This window comes from Paenibacillus sp. Lou8.1 (assembly GCF_024213565.1).
Classification (GTDB): Bacteria; Bacillota; Bacilli; order Paenibacillales; family Paenibacillaceae; genus Paenibacillus; species Paenibacillus polymyxa_B.
Window position 1 is genome coordinate 1 of the sequence record NZ_JANAVN010000024.1, and the last position, 18,190, is coordinate 18,190.

Below are 18,190 nucleotides of genomic sequence, written 5' to 3' on the forward strand. Positions count from 1 at the left end.
TAAGCCCTCCAGCGCCGATGGTACTTGGACCGCAGGGTCCTGGGAGAGTAGGACGTCGCCAAGCAACAAGTAAAGAGGACCATGATCTCATTGAGATCATGGTCCTCTTTGGTATATTACGGTACAAACCACTTATACAATTGCTTCTATGCTGCGCATTCAAAGAGGAGATATGCTTTTGTGAATAGCTATTACCTTTGGAAACGCTTATTTTTAAAGGTTGTCCTTCGTAGGAGTACAGTTGTTTGTACAGGGAAATACTAAAGTTAGGGCTATTGATGAAGGCTTGACACCCCTATACCGCTTTGCTAAGATTGCAATAATATATTTTCAGAGAGCCTTGATTTGTCCATGTCGGACAGACAACAAGACCAATACAGACTAAACAATTTGAAGGAGGATCATCTTGGTGTGGGAAGATAAATTCGGTAAGGAAGGCCTTACCTTTGACGATGTTTTGCTGGTACCTCGCAAGTCGGTGGTTCTGCCCAAAGAAGTAAGCGTGGCGACTCGTTTGAGTGATAACGTAAAGCTGAATATTCCTTTGATGAGTGCTGGTATGGATACTGTTACTGAGGCAGTGTTGGCAATCGCGATGGCTCGTGAGGGCGGTATCGGTATTATTCATAAAAATATGTCGATTGAACAGCAAGCAGTAGAGGTGGATCGGGTTAAACGTTCGGAGAGCGGTGTTATCACCAATCCATTCTCATTGACTCCAGATCATTTGGTGTCCGATGCTGAAGCAGTTATGGGTAAATACCGTATTTCTGGTGTACCTGTTGTAAATGAAGAAAACAAACTGGTGGGTATTATTACTAACCGCGATCTTCGCTTTATTCACGATTTTAACCTTAAAATCAGTGAAGTCATGACGAAGGAAGAACTGGTAACTGCACCTGTGGGTACGACTTTACAGGAAGCGGAAGTCATTTTGCAAAAGCATAAAATTGAAAAGCTCCCTTTGGTCGATGATGAAAATTATCTCAAAGGACTTATCACCATTAAAGATATTGAGAAAGCTATTCAATTTCCGAACGCAGCGAAAGATGCACAAGGGCGTCTTCTGGTCGGTGCGGCTGTCGGCATTTCCAAGGATACATTTGATCGGACTGAAGCACTTGTAAAAGCTGGTGTGGATATGATTGTTGTGGACTCTGCTCACGGCCATCATATTAACATTATTGAAGCGGTCCGCAAGTTGCGTGAAGCTTATCCTGATCTGACGATTGTAGCAGGTAATGTAGCTACTGGTGACGGAACGCGCGAATTGATTGAAGCAGGAGCATCTGTCGTAAAAGTCGGTATTGGTCCAGGTTCCATCTGTACAACACGCGTAATCGCAGGGATAGGTGTTCCACAAGTAACAGCAATTTATGATTGTGCAACAGTAGCACGTGAATATAATATTCCGATCATTGCAGACGGTGGTATTAAATACTCCGGTGAAATTACAAAGGCCATTGCGGCAGGCGCTTCTGCGGTAATGCTGGGAAGTCTTTTTGCAGGTACGGAAGAAAGCCCAGGCGAATCTGAAATTTATCAAGGACGCCGCTTTAAAGTATATCGTGGCATGGGTTCTATGGCTGCGATGAAGCAAGGTAGTAAAGATCGTTATTTCCAAGATGACGACAAGAAATTGGTACCGGAAGGCATCGAAGGACGCGTTGCTTATAAAGGACCACTTTCCGACACTGTTCATCAGCTGTTGGGCGGTCTTCGTTCTGGTATGGGTTATTGCGGTACAGCTAATATTGAGGAGCTTCGTAACGATACAAGCTTTATCCGTATTACAGGCGCTGGTCTGCGTGAGAGCCATCCGCATGATGTGCAAATTACGAAAGAAGCACCAAATTACTCTCTATAAAGTTCGGCTGTAGTAGACTTGACGACAGGCAGAGCGTATTTCGCTCTGCCTGTCTTTTTTTAGAGATACCCCTGTGATAGAATAGACAAGTGTCCGCCTTTTTGACGAAATTATTGACGAATTAGGACACGTAGGTCTTTTGGACGATTCCTACCAGTAAAGAAGATTCGAGCAGAAAATGCTCATGACAGGATACAACTAAGCAAACGAAGTGAAACTGGATTTTATAACACTTAAACATTAATTACATTGGCCAAGTAGAGGCTGTAACCACCGTCTCGTTATTCATAGCGATCGGGTTAGGGTACGAGAGGAGTTTGTATTCATTTGAAAGCGAACATTTTAAAGCAGAATAAAAAACGCAGCATGATTAAAAAGAGTGTGACTGCAGTCATGGTGCTTAATATGATGTATATGTCGGCATTGCCTGTGGTAGGCAATTTCGATCCGAGCGTGGCTACTTTTGCAGCTGGAACGGCAACACAGGCAACCAATATTACGGGGACGGGTTCTATTAACCCCCCTAGTCTGGCACTACGTTCCGCCATTTTGATCGAGCCTTCCACTGGGCAAGTGCTGCTGTCTATGAATCCAGATGAGCCACTTCCACCAGCAAGTATGACTAAAATGATGACAGAATACATCGTGGCTGAACAGGTTAAGCAAGGTAAACTCAAGTGGACGGATAAGGTTACGGTTAACGAGAATGCTTCTAAGAGCATTGGATCACGTATTTTTTTGGCTCAAGGGGATCAACATACGGTAGAAGAGCTTTATATTGCAATGGCGGTAGGTTCTGCTAATGATGCAACAGTAGCCCTTGCTGAACGAGTATCTGGAACTGAGCAGGACTTTGTAAAACTAATGAATGAAACAGCTCAGAAAATGGGCATGAAAAATACGTATTTTATCAACTCGACTGGTTTGGATCGTAAGGATATGCCTACAGGGTTTCAACCAGACACAGACAGGGAAACTGTGATGACAGCGAGAGATGCAGCGATATTAGCTAGTAACATTATAAAGGATCATCCGGATTATACACGGTTTACCACAATTCAATCTTACAAATTCCGACCGACTGACAAAGCACCAATTATTAACTACAATTGGATGTTAGAAGCAAACAAAAATATTACTAACTTTAGAAAGTTTGCTTATCCCGGCTTGGACGGAATGAAAACGGGCCATACGAGCAATGCTGGAAACTGTTTTACAGGTACAGCTGAGCGCAACGGAATGCGTCTCATCAGTGTAGTCATGGGAGCAGATTCAGAGCCTCATCGTTTTACAGAGACAGCTAAAGTGCTGAACTATGGTTTTGATAATTTTGAAGTGAAGCAGGTTATTGCTCCAAAGACGATGGTTAAGGGTGTTGAGAATGTGCCAGTGACCAAAGGTACGGAAACAGAAGTACCGATCGTCACCAAGGATGCAGTAAGCTTTATCGTACCTAAGGGTGCGAGCAATCCTAAGGTAACCTTTACAACGAATATTACACCAGCAAGCTCTCTGGTGGCACCTTTGAAGCAAGGGGCCAAAGTCGGAACAATTACGTACACGTACAAGACAGACGGTGTGGATAAAGGGCAGACAAAAACCGTGGATCTGGTTACTACGACGGCAGTAGAAGAGGGCGGCTGGTTCCGAATGCTTTTCCGGGCAATCGGTGATTTCTTCGGAGATCTGTTCCAGGGAATTAAGAACCTCTTCTAAAAAAGCGAAGCTAAGCGATACCTTGTTTTTCATTACTTATTTTGCAGCTTGAAATGATTGTGTATTTGGCATTCGTGCGGTAAAATATTAAGTTAGAATCTAAACGTAACCCTTATAGGAGGCAACGACATGGAAACGGGAACTTCGCGTGTAAAAAGAGGTATGGCAGAGATGCAAAAAGGTGGCGTAATCATGGATGTCATGAACGCTGAGCAGGCTAAAATTGCAGAGGCAGCAGGAGCTACAGCTGTAATGGCTCTTGAACGGGTGCCTTCGGATATCCGTGCAGCTGGTGGGGTTGCTCGTATGGCTGACCCAACGATTGTGGAAGAAGTTATGAAGGTTGTTTCTATTCCTGTTATGGCTAAGGCTCGTATCGGTCACTTTGTAGAGGCAAAGGTACTGGAATCTCTCGGTGTTGACTATCTCGATGAGAGCGAAGTGCTGACACCTGCGGATGAAGTTTTCCATATTGATAAGCGGGAGTTCACCGTTCCATTTGTTTGTGGAGCCAAGGATCTGGGAGAAGCGCTGCGTCGTATTGGTGAGGGTGCATCTATGATCCGTACGAAGGGCGAACCGGGGACTGGGAATATTGTTGAGGCCGTTCGGCATATGCGTTTTATCAATGGTCAAATTCGCAAGGTGCAAAACTTGTCGAAGGACGAGCTGTATGCAGAGGCGAAAAACCTCGGAGTTGCATATGAACTGCTGTTGGAAGTGCATGAGCTTGGCAAACTGCCAGTGGTCAATTTTGCAGCGGGTGGTGTAGCAACACCTGCCGATGCCGCGTTAATGATGCATTTAGGCGCTGATGGCGTCTTTGTAGGTTCTGGTATCTTCAAGTCGGATAGCCCTGAGAAGTTTGCACGTGCAATCGTGGAAGCGACCACTCATTATACGGATTACAAGCTGATTGCAGAAGTCTCCAAGAATTTGGGAACTCCTATGAAAGGCATTGAAATTTCCAAACTGGCACCGCATGAGCGCATGCAGGATCGTGGTTGGTAAGAAAGAAGGGACCGGCATGAAAATAGGTGTATTGTCGCTGCAAGGCGCTGTAGCTGAACATATACGTAGCGTTGAGCGTGCGGGTGCGGAATGTATAGCGGTGAAGAAGATCGAACAGCTCAATGAGCTGTCCGGTCTTATCATTCCCGGTGGTGAAAGCACCACTATTGGTAAGCTAATGCGCAAGTATGATTTCATAGAGGCTATACGTCAGTTTTCCAATCAAGGCAAGCCTGTATTTGGCACTTGCGCGGGATTGATTGTACTGGCTAAAACGATTCAAGGACAGGAAGAAGCACATTTGGGACTCATGGATATTACAGTATCGCGTAATGCATTTGGTCGCCAAAGAGAGAGCTTTGAAACAGACTTGAACATTAAAGGGATTGACGAACCGGTTCGTGCTGTATTTATACGAGCGCCATTAATACAGTCTGTTGGAACGGGAGTAGATGTGCTGTCTGAGTATAACGGCGAGATCGTGGCAGCCCGTCAGGGTCATTTGCTGGCTTCATCCTTCCATCCGGAGTTAACAGACGATTACCGGTTACATCAATATTTTGTGGATATGGTCCGCGAATAGTGAAAGTCAGGTTTGTAGTGTAGGAGGGATTACCTGTGTTAGATATAAAGATTTTACGTAATGAGCTTGGTCGGGTTGAGAAAGCTTTGCAGAACAGAGGGAAATCTCTGGATCTGATTAATGGTTTTACAGATCTGGATGTAAGCCGTCGTGAGTTACTTCAGGAAAGTGAAGGGCTCAAAAATCGTCGGAACGTGGTATCCGGTGAAGTAGCCAAGTTGAAGAAGAACAAGGAAAATGCGGATGATCTTATTGCAGAAATGCGTCAAGTCTCCGATCGTATCAAAGAATTAGATGAGCAAGTACGCGAACTGGAAGTTCAGATCGATGAATTGGTGATGTCTATTCCGAATATTCCTAATGATACAGTACCTGTAGGTGCATCGGAAGAGGATAATGTAGAAATCCGTCGCTGGTCGGAGCCGCGCGAGTTTTCTTTTACACCCAAAGCGCATTGGGAATTGGCTCAGGATCTAGATATCCTTGATTTTGAGGCAGCAGCCAAGGTAACGGGTTCTCGTTTTACGTTCTACAAAGGACTGGGAGCAAGATTAGAGCGTGCGCTGATTAACTTTATGATGGATCTGCACAGCAGTGAGCATGGTTATGAAGAAATGCTTCCTCCATACATTGTAAATCGGGACAGTTTGTACGGAACGGGCCAACTTCCGAAGTTTGAAGAAGATTTGTTCAAGCTGCGTGATACTGAGTATTATCTCATTCCTACGGCTGAAGTTCCGGTAACGAACTACCACCGTGAAGAGATTATGAATGCGGAGCAGCTTCCGAAATATTATGTGGCATACAGCTCTTGCTTTCGCTCGGAGGCAGGATCAGCAGGACGTGATACCCGTGGCCTGATCCGTCAGCATCAGTTCAATAAGGTAGAGATGCTTAAGCTGGTTCACCCGGATACCTCTTATGAGGAATTGGAGAAAATGACGAATAACGCTGAGCGTGTTTTACAGCTGCTCGGACTTCCATATCGCGTGCTGGCACTTTGCACTGGAGATATGGGTTTTACGTCTGCCAAAACGTACGATCTGGAAGTATGGTTGCCTGAGAGTGGCATGTACCGTGAGATTTCTTCCTGTTCAAATACGGAAGACTTCCAAGCGCGTCGTGCGAACATCCGGTTTCGTCCAGATTCGAAGGCAAAGCCTGAATTTGTACATACTCTGAACGGTTCAGGATTGGCTGTAGGGCGGACTGTGGCTGCTATTTTGGAGAACTATCAGCAAGAGGACGGAAGCATCGTGATCCCAGAAGTGTTGCGTTCATACATGCGAGGCATTGAGGTTATTGCTCCTAAACAGTAAGTGTTGCATTCTTAGAAGTTCTGTGGTAAAATAATTTTGTTGCGCCTGAGTATGTTTAAAAGGGAAGCAGCTTTATCCATTTACCACCTGGAGAGGTACCGAAGCGGTCATAACGGGGCGGTCTTGAAAACCGTTAGAGTGCAAGCTCACATGGGTTCGAATCCCATCCTCTCCGTCAGTTTAATAATTTCCTTGCTGCATAAGGATTTGTAGCAAGTATGATTGAAACGCACTTTACCGTTGGATAGCGGTGTGGTGCGTTTTTTTGTGTTCGTGACCGTTGGATAAACATCTGACGGAGGTATAGGATTATGAATACAAACACGGGGGGGCAAACCGCGTAAACGCGGGCAGCGGAAGAATAGTTTGGACATTCCCCAGCGGTTTCTCGACCGTCTGAGTCCATCGGTTTTGGAAACGTCTCGGGTGGCGCAGGATGAGAGAGCGAGCGTATCGCCTGAGATTCTGACACTGGAGGGGCTGTTCAAACGCTATTACACCGCATACTCTATTTTTTTCATACATCAGTTTGCAGGCCTATAATCAATTGCAACTAATATCTCGACAGGTCAGATCATTGTATTCCAAATATATCTTGCAGATAGTTATCAAGAATACGAAGGGGCTCGTGTAAAGCTTGGTTTGGAAACTTATGAGTTACCTTATAGCATATTCTTGGAGGCACTGATACCGATAGTTTCTGAAGAACGAAATCTCCCATCCGCATCATATGTGCGCCAATCGAAGCGGGAACTATCGACCATTGTCTGGCGTCCTTCAAAAAAGTAGTGATGAGTCCCGCTGAGTCCAGATGAACACGGGACGGGCAAAGAGGGTCCCACCACTGGTCATGTCTGAATTGAAACTCTCTATTCCAATTTATGAAGACTTCGTCTTGCGCCGACAATTCTTCCATTTCAACAGTATCTCCGGCCTGCCGCCCCGACACAGCCAGGCGCAACAGCATCATTTCTTCAGTAAAAAACGGTTTAACAGTGACACTAGGCGACACGATTTCTCGCACCACAAACGCCACATCCATCTCGCGCCGCTCAATACTATCAAAAGCTTCCTGAGTATGCTGCGTACGAATTTGCAGTCGGATGGACGGGGTACGCTGATTAAGCATTCTATATACAGGAGGCAAAACAAATTGACTTATACTTTCGGCAGCGCTTATTGCCAGACTTAACTGCGAACCGCTAGCCTGCAAGATTTGTGTTTCCCTCCAGAGAGCATCCCATCTTTCCGCAATGCTAAAAAAGTTTTCCCCTTTTGGGGTCAGACTGATTTTGGGTGCCCCTTTTCTTCGCTCAACCAAAAGGCCACCCATTTCCTGTTCCAATGTCTTTAACCGATAGCTCACCGTAGCTTGTGACAGGTGCAGCAATTCGGCCGCTTTGCTTATACTCTCGGTCCGTACGATAGCTAAAAACGCTTCAATCCCAGGAAAATACATAGAATACCTCCTCAATATATAGAAATGATTAATATAGTTCACAAAATATTTGAGTTTTACAACATTATTCTTTATGTTTAAAATTATCTTTAATAAGGACGAGGGGTCAAATGTTTTTTCACTGGAATTAGATTGCTGTTGAAACGGCAAGAACAGCAAAAGTCTTTTTCATTGCTCTATAAAGTTGCTTTATTATAGTACGTTTTCATATTCCCAGGTATTCATGCCGGTAATATTGGTTGTAAGGTAGCGCAGCGTCTTGGAAACTTTGAGGCATATGGTCCGATCCTGCAGCGCCTAAATGCACCGATCAATGACCTTTCAAGAGGTTTTACTGCCGATGAAGTCTATAATATGGAAATAATTACTTCTTCCTCAAAAGGATAAAATGAAGATCATCAAACGGGTTTTCTTCGAAGAATGGTATAGGTAATGAAAGGTGGTTTAGCAATGAAGATTCTCATAGTTGGCTATTTTAGCGAGACCTCGAAATCAAATATTGTAAGGTATTTTCCTCAAGACTGGAATGTTGTAATTGTCCCGCCCGGAAAAGAAATGCTGCATCATATTGAAGATTGCCAGGTAATTATTCCTGAACATATTAAAGTGGATCACAGCCTGCTTTCTATCGCAAAAAAATTAAAATTGGTACAGACGGGTGCAGGATTTGATAATGTAGATGTCCCTGCCTGTACACAGCTCGGCATTTGGGTGGCCAATGCTGCAGGAGTGAATGCACAGGCAGTGGCCGAGCACGTAATGGCACTGATATTGTCTTATTATAAAAACATACCGTTTCTTGATACTTTCATGAAAAACAGGATGGATGAAAATCAATTGGACTATACAGGGAGTGAATTAAAAGGCAAAACGATTGGGATTATCGGTTTGGGCGCTATCGGAAAAAAAGTAGCTGCATTTTGCAGGGTTTTTGATATGAATGTGCTGGCTTATGCGAGAAATGCTCTTGTACAATCTGACGGTTTTGTGAAAATGACGGATTTCGATACTCTTGTAAGCACATCGGATATAGTCAGTGTACATGTACCCTTGAATCAACAAACCAAACAACTGATCAACAAAGCGGCATTCAAGAAAATGAAGAATACCGCTCTTTTTATCAATACAGCCCGCGGCGGGATTGTTAACGAAAGAGACTTGATTGATGCATTAAAAAACGGGGATATTTCAGGCGCATGCCTGGATGTGTTTGAATCTGAACCGCTTCCTATTGACAGTGAGCTCCGGAATCTGGGTAATGTGATACTTACTCCCCATACAGCAGGAATGCCTGATGGTCGAAAATTTCATAAAAAAAGATATGATTTCTTTATAAACAATATAAAACGTGTAGAAAATGGTGAAGAGCCTGAAAGCAAGCTCAATCAGTTATTATAGTTTTGGTGCAATAAAAATGAGCTATCGGGGCAGCTCCGTGCACCTGGTTGCCTCCAGATAATGGCAAGGTGGACACGGCAGCGTTGCAGACAGGCCAGCAGTTGTAGCGGTTCTTGCATTAGACTTCACAAACCCAGTCATACCAAGGCTCGGCGGATTTTCATAGGTAGTAGCGGTCTTGAAAACCGTTAGGGTGCAAGCCCACATGGGTCCGAATCCCATCCTCTCCGCCATATTCTAAAATAAACCAAGCCATTCAAATACGACTAGCTGGTACATTAGGTTTTATATACTAATGATCAGGAATCGTGAAGAATGGCTTTTTTGTTGTATAAAAAGCCTGTTTTTTTCACACGTTATCAGATGTGGAGGTGCTGGCATGAATCGAGAAATGACAGTAGATCAGCAAAAGCTGGTAGAGGCCTGGCAGGAACAACTGCCGATTCTTTTGAATTCAGGGGACAAATCACAGGTACAGGCAGATGAAGCTGACAACCGGGCTATACGGATCCATATCGAGGTAGAAGGCCGACAAATGTACTCCTTTGATTTTGCATGTACTTATGTAGACTCCCGGGAAGTACAGGTTAGCTTAGTCGATGTAGAACGGGACGGACAGTCTGTGGATGAACGAACAGATATCATTCAGCAGTTAGTGTCCGATTATACTCGGCATATTCACCAATGTGCCCAAACATTACAGTCATTGACGCACTCGTAGGTCATGAAGGAATGAGGAGGAAGACTACATGACAAAAGCCAAAAACGGTCTGGATAAAAACCTGTCTAACATTGTTGATGATTTGGAGCAACGCCCAGTTAATAGTCATCAGGCACAGCAAGTGCAGCAGGATCGTAATGATCGCCGTCATCAGGATTCACTAAATCACGATAAAACGGAAGATCTACACCATCTATAGTCCTATTTTAAATGGTAATAAACGGATTCGTTGATGTACCACAAATATAGACTGAGAATGGAGGATGCATAAATGGGCAAGCCTAAAGCCATTCCTGTACCCGAAGCACAGGATTCTGGTGGAAGTAACGAAAAGCGGGAGCGTAGTCATCAGCAAGAGCCGTTATCCGGTTCCAAGAAGGTAAAACAGCGGAATCACGTGGATCATCATAATAGAGAAGGCTCATAAGCAGGCAGACCTTTCTCCTAAAATATATTGCATAGTGTAAGACACCCTGGTAAGAGAGCCAGGGTGTCTTTGTGCTTATTGTAAGAAAATTTTCCAATAAGTGTTTCGCCGTTTGAGAATATGAGTTAAAATAGGAGGTGTGTATTTTTTTTAGTTAGCATAAAAAAGGGGTTAATTACGAGAGGAGAGAATCTACACAATGAGTAAAAAGTTATCCGTCTTGGTACTCACTATGGTGTTGCTTTTGACGGTAGCCCTGGTAGGTTGTAGCAAGAAGTTAGAACCAAAGGAAGCTGTTACGACCGGTACAGCTAATGCAATGAAGTTGAACTCTTATGAATCCAAAAGTCAATTCACGATTAAGGAACTGACCATTACATCCGCTTCTGTTCCAAGTGAGCAAAGTGCAATGGTAACTAGCATGCTGAAAAATGCTGATATTACGCTGGATGGTGTATACCAAAAAGAACCTTTCCAATCTGAAATGACGCTCGGCATTCATTTGAAAGGTGATCTTTCCACCAGCTTCACGATTCCAATGGTAATGACTAAAGATAAACTGTACGTTAAGATTCCTAATATTCCATTTTACCCACTTCCACAGGATGTTGTAGGTAAATTCCTGATCATTGATCCACAAGAACTGGCTAAACAATCAGGACAAGAATTTAATCCTGCAGCCATGGATCAGGAAAAATCGCAGAAATTTGCGAATGAAGTGATTGCTGCTATTATGAACGAGTATGATCAAGCTACGTACTTCTTTGATATTGATCCTAAAGACGCTAAATTGCCACAAGGCGTTGAAGCTAAACAAGTCGTTCAATTCAAAATTACGAACGACAATGTGAAGCAAGCTACCAATACATTTATCACTAAGGCGCTTCCTAAAGTCCTTGATGTGATGTCTAAAGATGAATATGCTGGCATGCTTCAAGTGAAGAAAGAAGAGCTGGCTGAAGCGAAGAAAGAACTGCAATCCAACACCAGCGAAGTTAGCAAAAAGCTGGATGAGTTGAAAAATTACTTGACAGTGAAACAGTTTGACATTAACACAGCTTTGAACAAGGATAACATTCCTGTGTATCAAGACCTGAATGCGAATGTAGAGATGAATGATCCGGCCACAAAAGACAATGTAAAATTGTCCGTAACAGGCTACACGCAATACAGTAAAATCAATGCTAAAGCAGCATTTAAAGTGGGTATTCCAACAGGTGATCAAGTCCTGACTATGGAACAGCTGCAACAAAAAATGCAAACTGTTGCTCCTTAAGTATGGGATGACATGATTGTATAACATCATTTTTTTCGAATATGATGTAAGAAAACCGCTCGGCATAAGCCGGGCGGTTTTTTGTTTACTGTTAATGTTGTCCCTGTGCAGTCATTTAGCTCTGCCACACGTCATCCTCAGCTAAAAGTCCAAACATCTGGTGATCCTGCCATGTGCCCTGAATCTGTACAAGCTTGCGAGCAATGCCTTCTGGCTGGAAGCCGCACTTTTTTAATACACGTTGTGAGGGATCATTATACAAAAGGGTACCCGCTTGGAGACGATGTAGAGATAAGGCACGAAAGGCATATTGTATGATCAACTTTAAGGCTGCGGTCATATGCCCTTTACCCTGTTCATGATGATCCATCATGTAGCCGATATCAGCGAATTGTCCAACTCCACGTACTAGATTGGAAATAGAGATATAACCGATGAGCCGTTCTTCCTTTAAAAGAAAGATACCAAACACGTAACCTTGATCCTCTTCGGCCTGACGCAATTTCTGACGGATATAATCCTGCTGTTTCTCTAATGTGAAAAATGAATCCTCGTAAAGCGGCTCATAAGGTGCATGGGAATCCCTATTACGGTGCCTAAGGGCGAGAAGGGCTTTGCTATCCGCCAAGCTAAATGGCCGTAAAAAGATACCTTGAGGCGTATTATACAAGCTCATAGGCATGGGTTGGTCTCCTTCCATGGGGAATTAGCAATGAGATGAAGTGTTTTGGACTTTTCCCCCTCAGGATAAGGATGGGGGAGGAGACAATCTGGCTGCCGCTCTTTTTTGCCGGAGATGCCGAAAAAAGTTCGTTAGCAGCGAAGCGCATTCCTCCTGCAGTACACCACTAGTTACTTCTGTACAATGATTGAACCGAGGCTCCTGTAATAAATTCATCAGCGTGCCTGCGCAGCCTGCCTTGGGATCTGTAGTTCCGTATATCAAATGGGGAACCCGTGATTGAACAATGGCTCCGGCGCACATTGGACACGGCTCCAAAGTGACATACAGCCTACAATCCAGCAGGCGCCATGCGCCTAAGTACTCACTGGCCTGACGAATGGCAACCATCTCTGCATGTGCGGTTGGGTCAGCATCCGTCTCGCGCAAATTGTAGCCGCGACCGATGATTTCATTATCTTTTACGATGACAGCCCCGATGGGGACTTCACCTAATATTTCTGCCTTATACGCTTCCTGAATGGCTTCTTTCATCCAATAGGCGTGATCCATGGTGGTCACTGGGAAAATGCTCCTTTCAAAACGCGGAATTATCCAACGAACAAATATTCCGTTGTTAACATGATGTGAATAAAATTGTGGATAACACGGCACTTGTCCACAGGTTTATCCACAGTTTATAATAGAATCTGTGTATTTGTGGACTACTTGTGGATGATTATCTTCTTATATTGTAGGCAAACCCTCGTCTATTGACAATACTGTACACAAGGTGTGTATTTATGTATATCCGGTAAATGTAAATGCTGGTATCACAGGCGCTATTACGGTATCATTGAGTTAGCAATTGCCAGTAATCGCCAGCATACGGCAAGAGGTGAGAAATCAGTGTGTCGATAAAAATCAGAATAACGATCATTTTGTCGGGGTCCGTCCTGTTTATCCTTTTATTAAACATCGCCCTCAATTATTACACGACCCACGAAAATCTAAGAAGTGACAGTGAAACTAAAATGGTTCTGACGGCTAAAATTATCGGAGGAGCTATCGAACAAACCCAGCATAGCTGGGAGGCCGTTGACAAGCAGCTCGGATATAATCTGTGGCTTTCTGCCACGTTGGCTGCTAATCAGCTAGGTCCTGACATCCGAAATATTCAGCAGGAACAGCTTCAAAAGGTGGCCTCACTCCACAGAGATACTAATATTTCTTTGATGATTCGAGACGAGCAGGGGTATAAGGTTGTTAAATCCTCGGATCCAAAAGAAGTAACGCCATCTGATCCATTGACAGGGTATTGGAAAAATGCAGTTGACCAATTATATGAGCACGGACAGGCTGCAATGGCGCAAGGTCAGAAACTGGATCATTTTTGGACCGGATCATTTGACTACACCGGTTCAGGCTCCTCACAGATTAACAAATGGGGATTTTATTATGACCAAAAACGTAACTACTTAATTCGAATTTCCTTTCAGGATACTTCAGTGAAAGATTTCATAACCATCCTGAGCCCCGATGAGATCGTAAAGCAAACCCAACAAGTGGATTATCGCATCATGGAGATTACAGGAATTAACCCTGCAACCTTTGGTGGCGCTTCGATGGACAAGAACGGGAACGATTCGAAATACTATTACATGTACAATAAACCGATCCAATTTGGCACGTATCAACTAACGAGAGTGAAGGAAGATCGTTTGGCCGTGTCCAGAGCTATCCTCTCCGGGGAGAGTATTGTACAAGACTGCTATATCAAAGGCGAACGGGTTCTCGTCAGTTACATACCTTTTTACCCGGCTAACCGCGAAGCCTATGTTATCCGTATTGTTATGAATTATGATACGATTACTTCTGTTATTTCCAAGCAATTGATAAGCTTAATTGCTATTTCCATTGTCCTTTTGGAGGTTGTAATCATTGGAAGCTATGTGCTGGCAAGTCTGTTTGTCCGCCCAATTCAGTCGATTCTGGGGAAAGTGAACGAGATGGCTGATGGTCATTTTGATACACGGCTAGAAATAAAGGGTGGTCATGAGCTTGCACAGTTGGGTGAACGCATCAATGCGATGGCCTACAACCTAGGGATGTACACGAGAAGACTGGAACAGATGTATGAGGAGAACCGTTCTGTAAAGGAGCATCTGGAATCGGTTATTAATCAGACAGCGGATGCGATTCATGTAACCGACGAAGAGGATCGCGTCGTTCGGGTCAATCATGCCTTCGAGGCTTTGTACGGCTGGACCAAGAAGGAATTGGTTGGTCGTAAGCTGGAGTTTGTACCTCCGCAGCAACAGGAGGAGTATGAATTTCAGAAGAAGAGCCTGCTTCAGGGAGAGAGCATCGTATCAAGTGAGACCCTTAGAATGCGTAAGGATGGAAGTACAGTAGAGATCAGTATGAGCACGTCGCCTATTCTGGATGAAGAAGGCCGAATTTTGGGGTTTATCTGCGTGTCGCGTGATATTACGGGTCGCAACCGGATGGAGGAGTTGTTGCGCAGATCAGAGAAACTGACAACCGTCGGACAATTGGCGGCAGGCGTAGCGCATGAGATTCGTAATCCGCTAACTACACTACGAGGCTTTCTCCAACTACAGCAGCAAAATCAAGTGTTGAATATGAAACACAACGATATTATGATGTCTGAGCTGGATCGCATTAATTTGATCGTTAGCGAGTTTTTAATACTGGCGAAGCCACAGGCAGTGCATTTTCAGAAAAAGGATGTTCGCTATATTGTGAGCGACGTGATTTCTTTACTAGATAGTCAGGCGCATCTGCTGGGCATTGTATTCAATCTTCAGGTCACGGACGAGCCTGCCCTAGTATACGCTGAAGAAAATCAGTTAAAACAGGTATTCATTAATTTACTTAAAAATAGCATGGAGGCTATGAGTAAAGGTGGTATCATCACGATTCATTTGTTCTTGGAGGGAGAAAGCGTTAAAATCTCTATACGGGATCAGGGAGCGGGTATTCCCGCAGAAATGCTGTCCAAGCTAGGAGAACCTTTTTTCACAAACAAAGAAACAGGGACAGGACTAGGACTTATGGTCAGTCAGCGTATTATACAGAGTCATAAAGGCACACTGGATATTGAAAGCACAGAGGGAGAGGGAACGACAGCCCTGGTGCAGCTTCCGATTGCCAAGCCGGAGTAACGGGCTGGGCGCAGGAGGAAGGGTGTTAGTAGAAATGGAGGGTACACAGGTTGCGCATTAACAAGTTTATCAGCGAAACCGGTTTTTGCTCGCGCCGCGAGGCGGACAAGCTGGTAGAGAGCGGCCGCGTGACGATTAACGGCGAAGTGGCTGTGCTGGGTAGTCAAGCGGAAGAAGGCGATGATGTTCGCGTGAATGGCAAGCCACTGCGCGAGAAGTCCGATCACGTCTACATTGCATTGAACAAGCCGGTGGGTATTACAAGTACAACCGAGAGCCATATTAGAGGCAATGTTGTTGATTTTGTGGGGCACCCACAGCGGATATTCCCGATTGGACGCCTGGATAAGGATTCGGAAGGTCTCATTTTACTTACCAATGATGGAGACATTGTGAATAAGATTTTACGGGCAGAAGGCAAGCATGAGAAAGAATACATCGTAACGGTGGATCGCCCTGTCGTACCGTCTTTTGTGCAGGGCATGTCCAGCGGGGTGAAAATACTCGGCCAGCGGACGCTACCTTGTGAGGTGACGCGTGTATCTGAGTATGTATTCCGTATTATCCTGACTGAAGGGAAAAATCGTCAGATCCGGCGTATGTGTGCTGCCTTCGGTTATGAAGTAAAAAAACTGCAACGGCTGCGAATCATGAATATTCGGTTGGGGTCCCTTCAGAAAGGTGCCTGGCGTGATCTGACAGAGGCTGAGAAGCAGGAGCTTGGCCAGATGCTCGATTATACGCTTAGCTAATGCCAGAGGGGCTTTGTATAGCCTACAGCGTATGATCCTCGTATCTGACAAGTCCAGATTATAGGAAGCACTAAACAAAGAGGCACCAGCTGCATAAAAATGCGGCGGTGCCTTTGTTCATATAACATATGCATAATCAACCTTCATTCGAGCTTGAGGTAGGACTGATGACTTGTGTCCCGTTCTGATATTTGCGGAGAACAGATATTTCAACACGACGGTTTTTGGAGCGTCCTTGGCCATCTTGATTGCTTGCCAATGGACGATACTCGCCATAACCGATGGATACAAACTTGGTTGGATCGAGATCTGGATTGAGCAACAAGATACGCAAGAAATTCAGAGAGCGCTTGGCGCTCAAATCAAAGTTGGACGGGAACTGGCTGTTGGAGATCGGTACATTATCCGTATGACCCGATACGATAACATCATAGCCAGGGAACTGCTGGAGCATACTAGAAATAGACTTGGCCAGCTTTCTCGCTCCCGGTTTTACTTCGGCTTGCCCGGATGAAAACAGGGCATTATCACTAATGGTGATCATCAGCTGGGATTGGTTCAGCTTGGTATTCAGCAGAGGTGACAGGCCGTTATTTTGAATATATTGATCCATCTGTTTTTTAAGCTTTTTTAAATCTTCTTCTTCCCGCTGGGCAAGCTGTTTTTGCAGTTCAGAGGTAGAAGTAGCTTTCGATTTTAAGGGTTGTGATACTTGTTCTTTATTTTTGCCCATATCCATGGATTGTGACGACGGATTCGCGGCCGAGTGATCCAGCACGCCAGTGCCGCCACTAAAAGCTGAACTCAGGGATTGAGCCATAGTTTCAAATTTTTTGGCGTCGAGCGAGCTCATACCGAATAAGACAATGAAAAGAGCCAACAGAAGGGTCATTAAGTCGGAATATGGCAACAGCCAGCTTTCGTCAGCATGCTCTTCATGCGGTTCATGTCTCTTTTTACTCACTGGAATCGCCATCCTTCTGGGTCAATGTAGCCCGTTCGGTCGGAGTCAGGAAGATCGTCAGTTTCTGACTGATGGCAATTGTCGATATCCCCGATTGAATGGAAAGCAGACCTTCGACCATCATTAATTTAAGCTCTACTTCTTTTTTGGATAACCGTTTCAGCTTGTTGGACATCGGATGCCACAGGACATAACCTGTAAAAATACCGAGCAACGTCGCAATGAAAGCTGCTGCAATGGCATGAGAGAGCTTTTCCATGTCACTAAGGTCAGCCAGAGCGGCGATCAGACCTACAACCGCACCGAGTACCCCGAGCGTTGGAGCGTACATACCGGCTTGGGAGAAGATCAGTGCGCCAGAGCGATGTCGATCCTCGGTAGCATTTATATCCTCCATCAGAACGTCCCGTACGAATTCTTGATCATTGCCGTCAATAATCATTCGCATGCCGCCACGCATAAAGGGATCATCGATTTCTTCTACCTTAGATTCCAAGGCGAGCAGACCTTCACGACGGGTAATGGATGCCCACTCGGTAAACGTACCGATGAGCTCTTTGCGGTCTAACAGTTTTTGTTCGGTGAAAATAACCTTGAACAGCTTCGGAATCCGTTTGATTTCTGCCATCGGGAAGGCCATAAATATACTCGCTGCCGTTCCGACGAAAATAATCATGTAAGCAGCGGGATTATTGACCAAATTGACGACCGGAGCGCCTTTTAAGATCATCCCGACGACCAGTGACATAATCCCGAGCACAAGTCCGATAATGGTTGAAATTTGCATGATACACCTCATCCATGAGAATAGATTTTGAATCCTTTCATGCCGCCGGGGTCGTCCTTGC

18 protein-coding genes, 1 tRNA gene and 1 pseudogene are annotated in these 18,190 nt (G+C 44.6%); 15 read left to right on the forward strand and 5 right to left on the reverse strand.

Annotated features, from left to right (window positions below; all coding sequences use genetic code 11):
- Positions 1 to 409: 409 nt before the first annotated feature.
- The 7 genes from guaB to NLX78_RS25170 all read left to right on the forward strand — a co-directional run bounded on the left by guaB (position 410) and on the right by NLX78_RS25170 (position 7,039).
- Complete coding sequence (gene guaB / locus NLX78_RS25140; RefSeq protein WP_013308172.1) at positions 410 to 1,867, forward strand: IMP dehydrogenase; 1,458 nt, start codon at positions 410 to 412, stop codon at positions 1,865 to 1,867.
- Between the two features lie 327 nt (positions 1,868 to 2,194).
- The gene (locus NLX78_RS25145) at positions 2,195 to 3,583 is read left to right on the forward strand and encodes a D-alanyl-D-alanine carboxypeptidase family protein (protein WP_254351831.1); all 1,389 of its coding nucleotides are present in this window, start codon (positions 2,195 to 2,197) and stop codon (positions 3,581 to 3,583) included.
- Between the two features lie 129 nt (positions 3,584 to 3,712).
- Positions 3,713 to 4,594 (forward strand): pyridoxal 5'-phosphate synthase lyase subunit PdxS, encoded by an 882-nt coding sequence (gene pdxS / locus NLX78_RS25150; RefSeq protein ID WP_025720037.1) that lies wholly within the window; start codon positions 3,713 to 3,715, stop codon positions 4,592 to 4,594.
- A gap of 16 nt (positions 4,595 to 4,610) precedes the next feature.
- Positions 4,611 to 5,177 carry a pyridoxal 5'-phosphate synthase glutaminase subunit PdxT gene (pdxT, locus tag NLX78_RS25155; RefSeq protein ID WP_069290775.1) on the forward strand — a complete coding sequence of 189 codons (567 nt, stop codon included), beginning with the start codon at positions 4,611 to 4,613 and terminating at the stop codon, positions 5,175 to 5,177.
- Between the two features lie 35 nt (positions 5,178 to 5,212).
- Positions 5,213 to 6,496 carry a serine--tRNA ligase gene (gene serS, locus NLX78_RS25160; protein WP_013308176.1) on the forward strand — a complete coding sequence of 428 codons (1,284 nt, stop codon included), beginning with the start codon at positions 5,213 to 5,215 and terminating at the stop codon, positions 6,494 to 6,496.
- Between the two features lie 89 nt (positions 6,497 to 6,585).
- Positions 6,586 to 6,671, forward strand: a tRNA-Ser gene (locus tag NLX78_RS25165).
- Between the two features lie 191 nt (positions 6,672 to 6,862).
- On the forward strand, positions 6,863 to 7,039 hold the full coding sequence (locus NLX78_RS25170) for a hypothetical protein (protein ID WP_254351832.1): 177 nt from the start codon (positions 6,863 to 6,865) through the stop codon (positions 7,037 to 7,039).
- A gap of 31 nt (positions 7,040 to 7,070) precedes the next feature.
- On the opposite strand, the gene NLX78_RS25175 is transcribed toward NLX78_RS25170, so the two are convergent.
- Entirely contained in the window at positions 7,071 to 7,955 is an 885-nt protein-coding gene (locus tag NLX78_RS25175; RefSeq protein ID WP_254351833.1) for a LysR family transcriptional regulator, read from the reverse strand.
- Between the two features lie 201 nt (positions 7,956 to 8,156).
- Here NLX78_RS25175 and NLX78_RS25180 point away from each other — a divergent pair.
- From NLX78_RS25180 to NLX78_RS25205, 6 genes and pseudogenes are all read left to right on the forward strand, one after another.
- Positions 8,157 to 8,342 (forward strand): annotated as a pseudogene (locus NLX78_RS25180) (phosphate acyltransferase); the annotation flags it as partial.
- A 63-nt stretch (positions 8,343 to 8,405) separates the two neighbouring features.
- Complete coding sequence (locus tag NLX78_RS25185) at positions 8,406 to 9,353, forward strand: NAD(P)-dependent oxidoreductase (RefSeq protein WP_190298372.1); 948 nt, start codon at positions 8,406 to 8,408, stop codon at positions 9,351 to 9,353.
- A gap of 379 nt (positions 9,354 to 9,732) precedes the next feature.
- Entirely contained in the window at positions 9,733 to 10,074 is a 342-nt protein-coding gene (locus NLX78_RS25190; protein WP_029514958.1) for a hypothetical protein, read from the forward strand.
- A 28-nt stretch (positions 10,075 to 10,102) separates the two neighbouring features.
- Positions 10,103 to 10,273 (forward strand): hypothetical protein, encoded by a 171-nt coding sequence (locus NLX78_RS25195; protein ID WP_007428073.1) that lies wholly within the window; start codon positions 10,103 to 10,105, stop codon positions 10,271 to 10,273.
- A 72-nt stretch (positions 10,274 to 10,345) separates the two neighbouring features.
- Entirely contained in the window at positions 10,346 to 10,501 is a 156-nt protein-coding gene (locus NLX78_RS25200; RefSeq protein ID WP_029514956.1) for a small acid-soluble spore protein P, read from the forward strand.
- Positions 10,502 to 10,700: 199 nt separating this feature from the next.
- Positions 10,701 to 11,777: a hypothetical protein gene (locus NLX78_RS25205; RefSeq protein WP_028542606.1), complete on the forward strand. Its 1,077-nt coding sequence runs from the start codon at positions 10,701 to 10,703 to the stop codon at positions 11,775 to 11,777.
- Positions 11,778 to 11,892: 115 nt separating this feature from the next.
- Here the strand turns inward: NLX78_RS25205 and NLX78_RS25210 are convergent, their stop codons facing one another.
- Together NLX78_RS25210 and tadA are read right to left on the reverse strand one after the other, a co-directional pair.
- Positions 11,893 to 12,459 carry a GNAT family N-acetyltransferase gene (locus NLX78_RS25210; protein ID WP_254351834.1) on the reverse strand — a complete coding sequence of 189 codons (567 nt, stop codon included), beginning with the start codon at positions 12,457 to 12,459 and terminating at the stop codon, positions 11,893 to 11,895.
- 60 nt (positions 12,460 to 12,519) lie between these two features.
- Positions 12,520 to 13,020 (reverse strand): tRNA adenosine(34) deaminase TadA, encoded by a 501-nt coding sequence (gene tadA, locus NLX78_RS25215; protein ID WP_254351835.1) that lies wholly within the window; start codon positions 13,018 to 13,020, stop codon positions 12,520 to 12,522.
- A gap of 329 nt (positions 13,021 to 13,349) precedes the next feature.
- Between tadA and NLX78_RS25220 the strand changes: the two genes are divergently transcribed.
- Both NLX78_RS25220 and rluF read left to right on the forward strand, forming a co-directional pair.
- The gene (locus NLX78_RS25220) at positions 13,350 to 15,626 is read left to right on the forward strand and encodes a PAS domain S-box protein (RefSeq protein ID WP_254351836.1); all 2,277 of its coding nucleotides are present in this window, start codon (positions 13,350 to 13,352) and stop codon (positions 15,624 to 15,626) included.
- Between the two features lie 50 nt (positions 15,627 to 15,676).
- Entirely contained in the window at positions 15,677 to 16,378 is a 702-nt protein-coding gene (gene rluF / locus NLX78_RS25225; protein ID WP_061831820.1) for a 23S rRNA pseudouridine(2604) synthase RluF, read from the forward strand.
- A gap of 136 nt (positions 16,379 to 16,514) precedes the next feature.
- On the opposite strand, the gene motB is transcribed toward rluF, so the two are convergent.
- Complete coding sequence (gene motB, locus NLX78_RS25230; protein ID WP_254351837.1) at positions 16,515 to 17,342, reverse strand: flagellar motor protein MotB; 828 nt, start codon at positions 17,340 to 17,342, stop codon at positions 16,515 to 16,517.
- Positions 17,335 to 18,129: a flagellar motor stator protein MotA gene (gene motA / locus NLX78_RS25235; RefSeq protein ID WP_028542601.1), complete on the reverse strand. Its 795-nt coding sequence runs from the start codon at positions 18,127 to 18,129 to the stop codon at positions 17,335 to 17,337. Before motA ends, motB begins: the two co-directional genes overlap by 8 nt.
- Between the last annotated feature and the right edge of the window lie 61 nt (positions 18,130 to 18,190).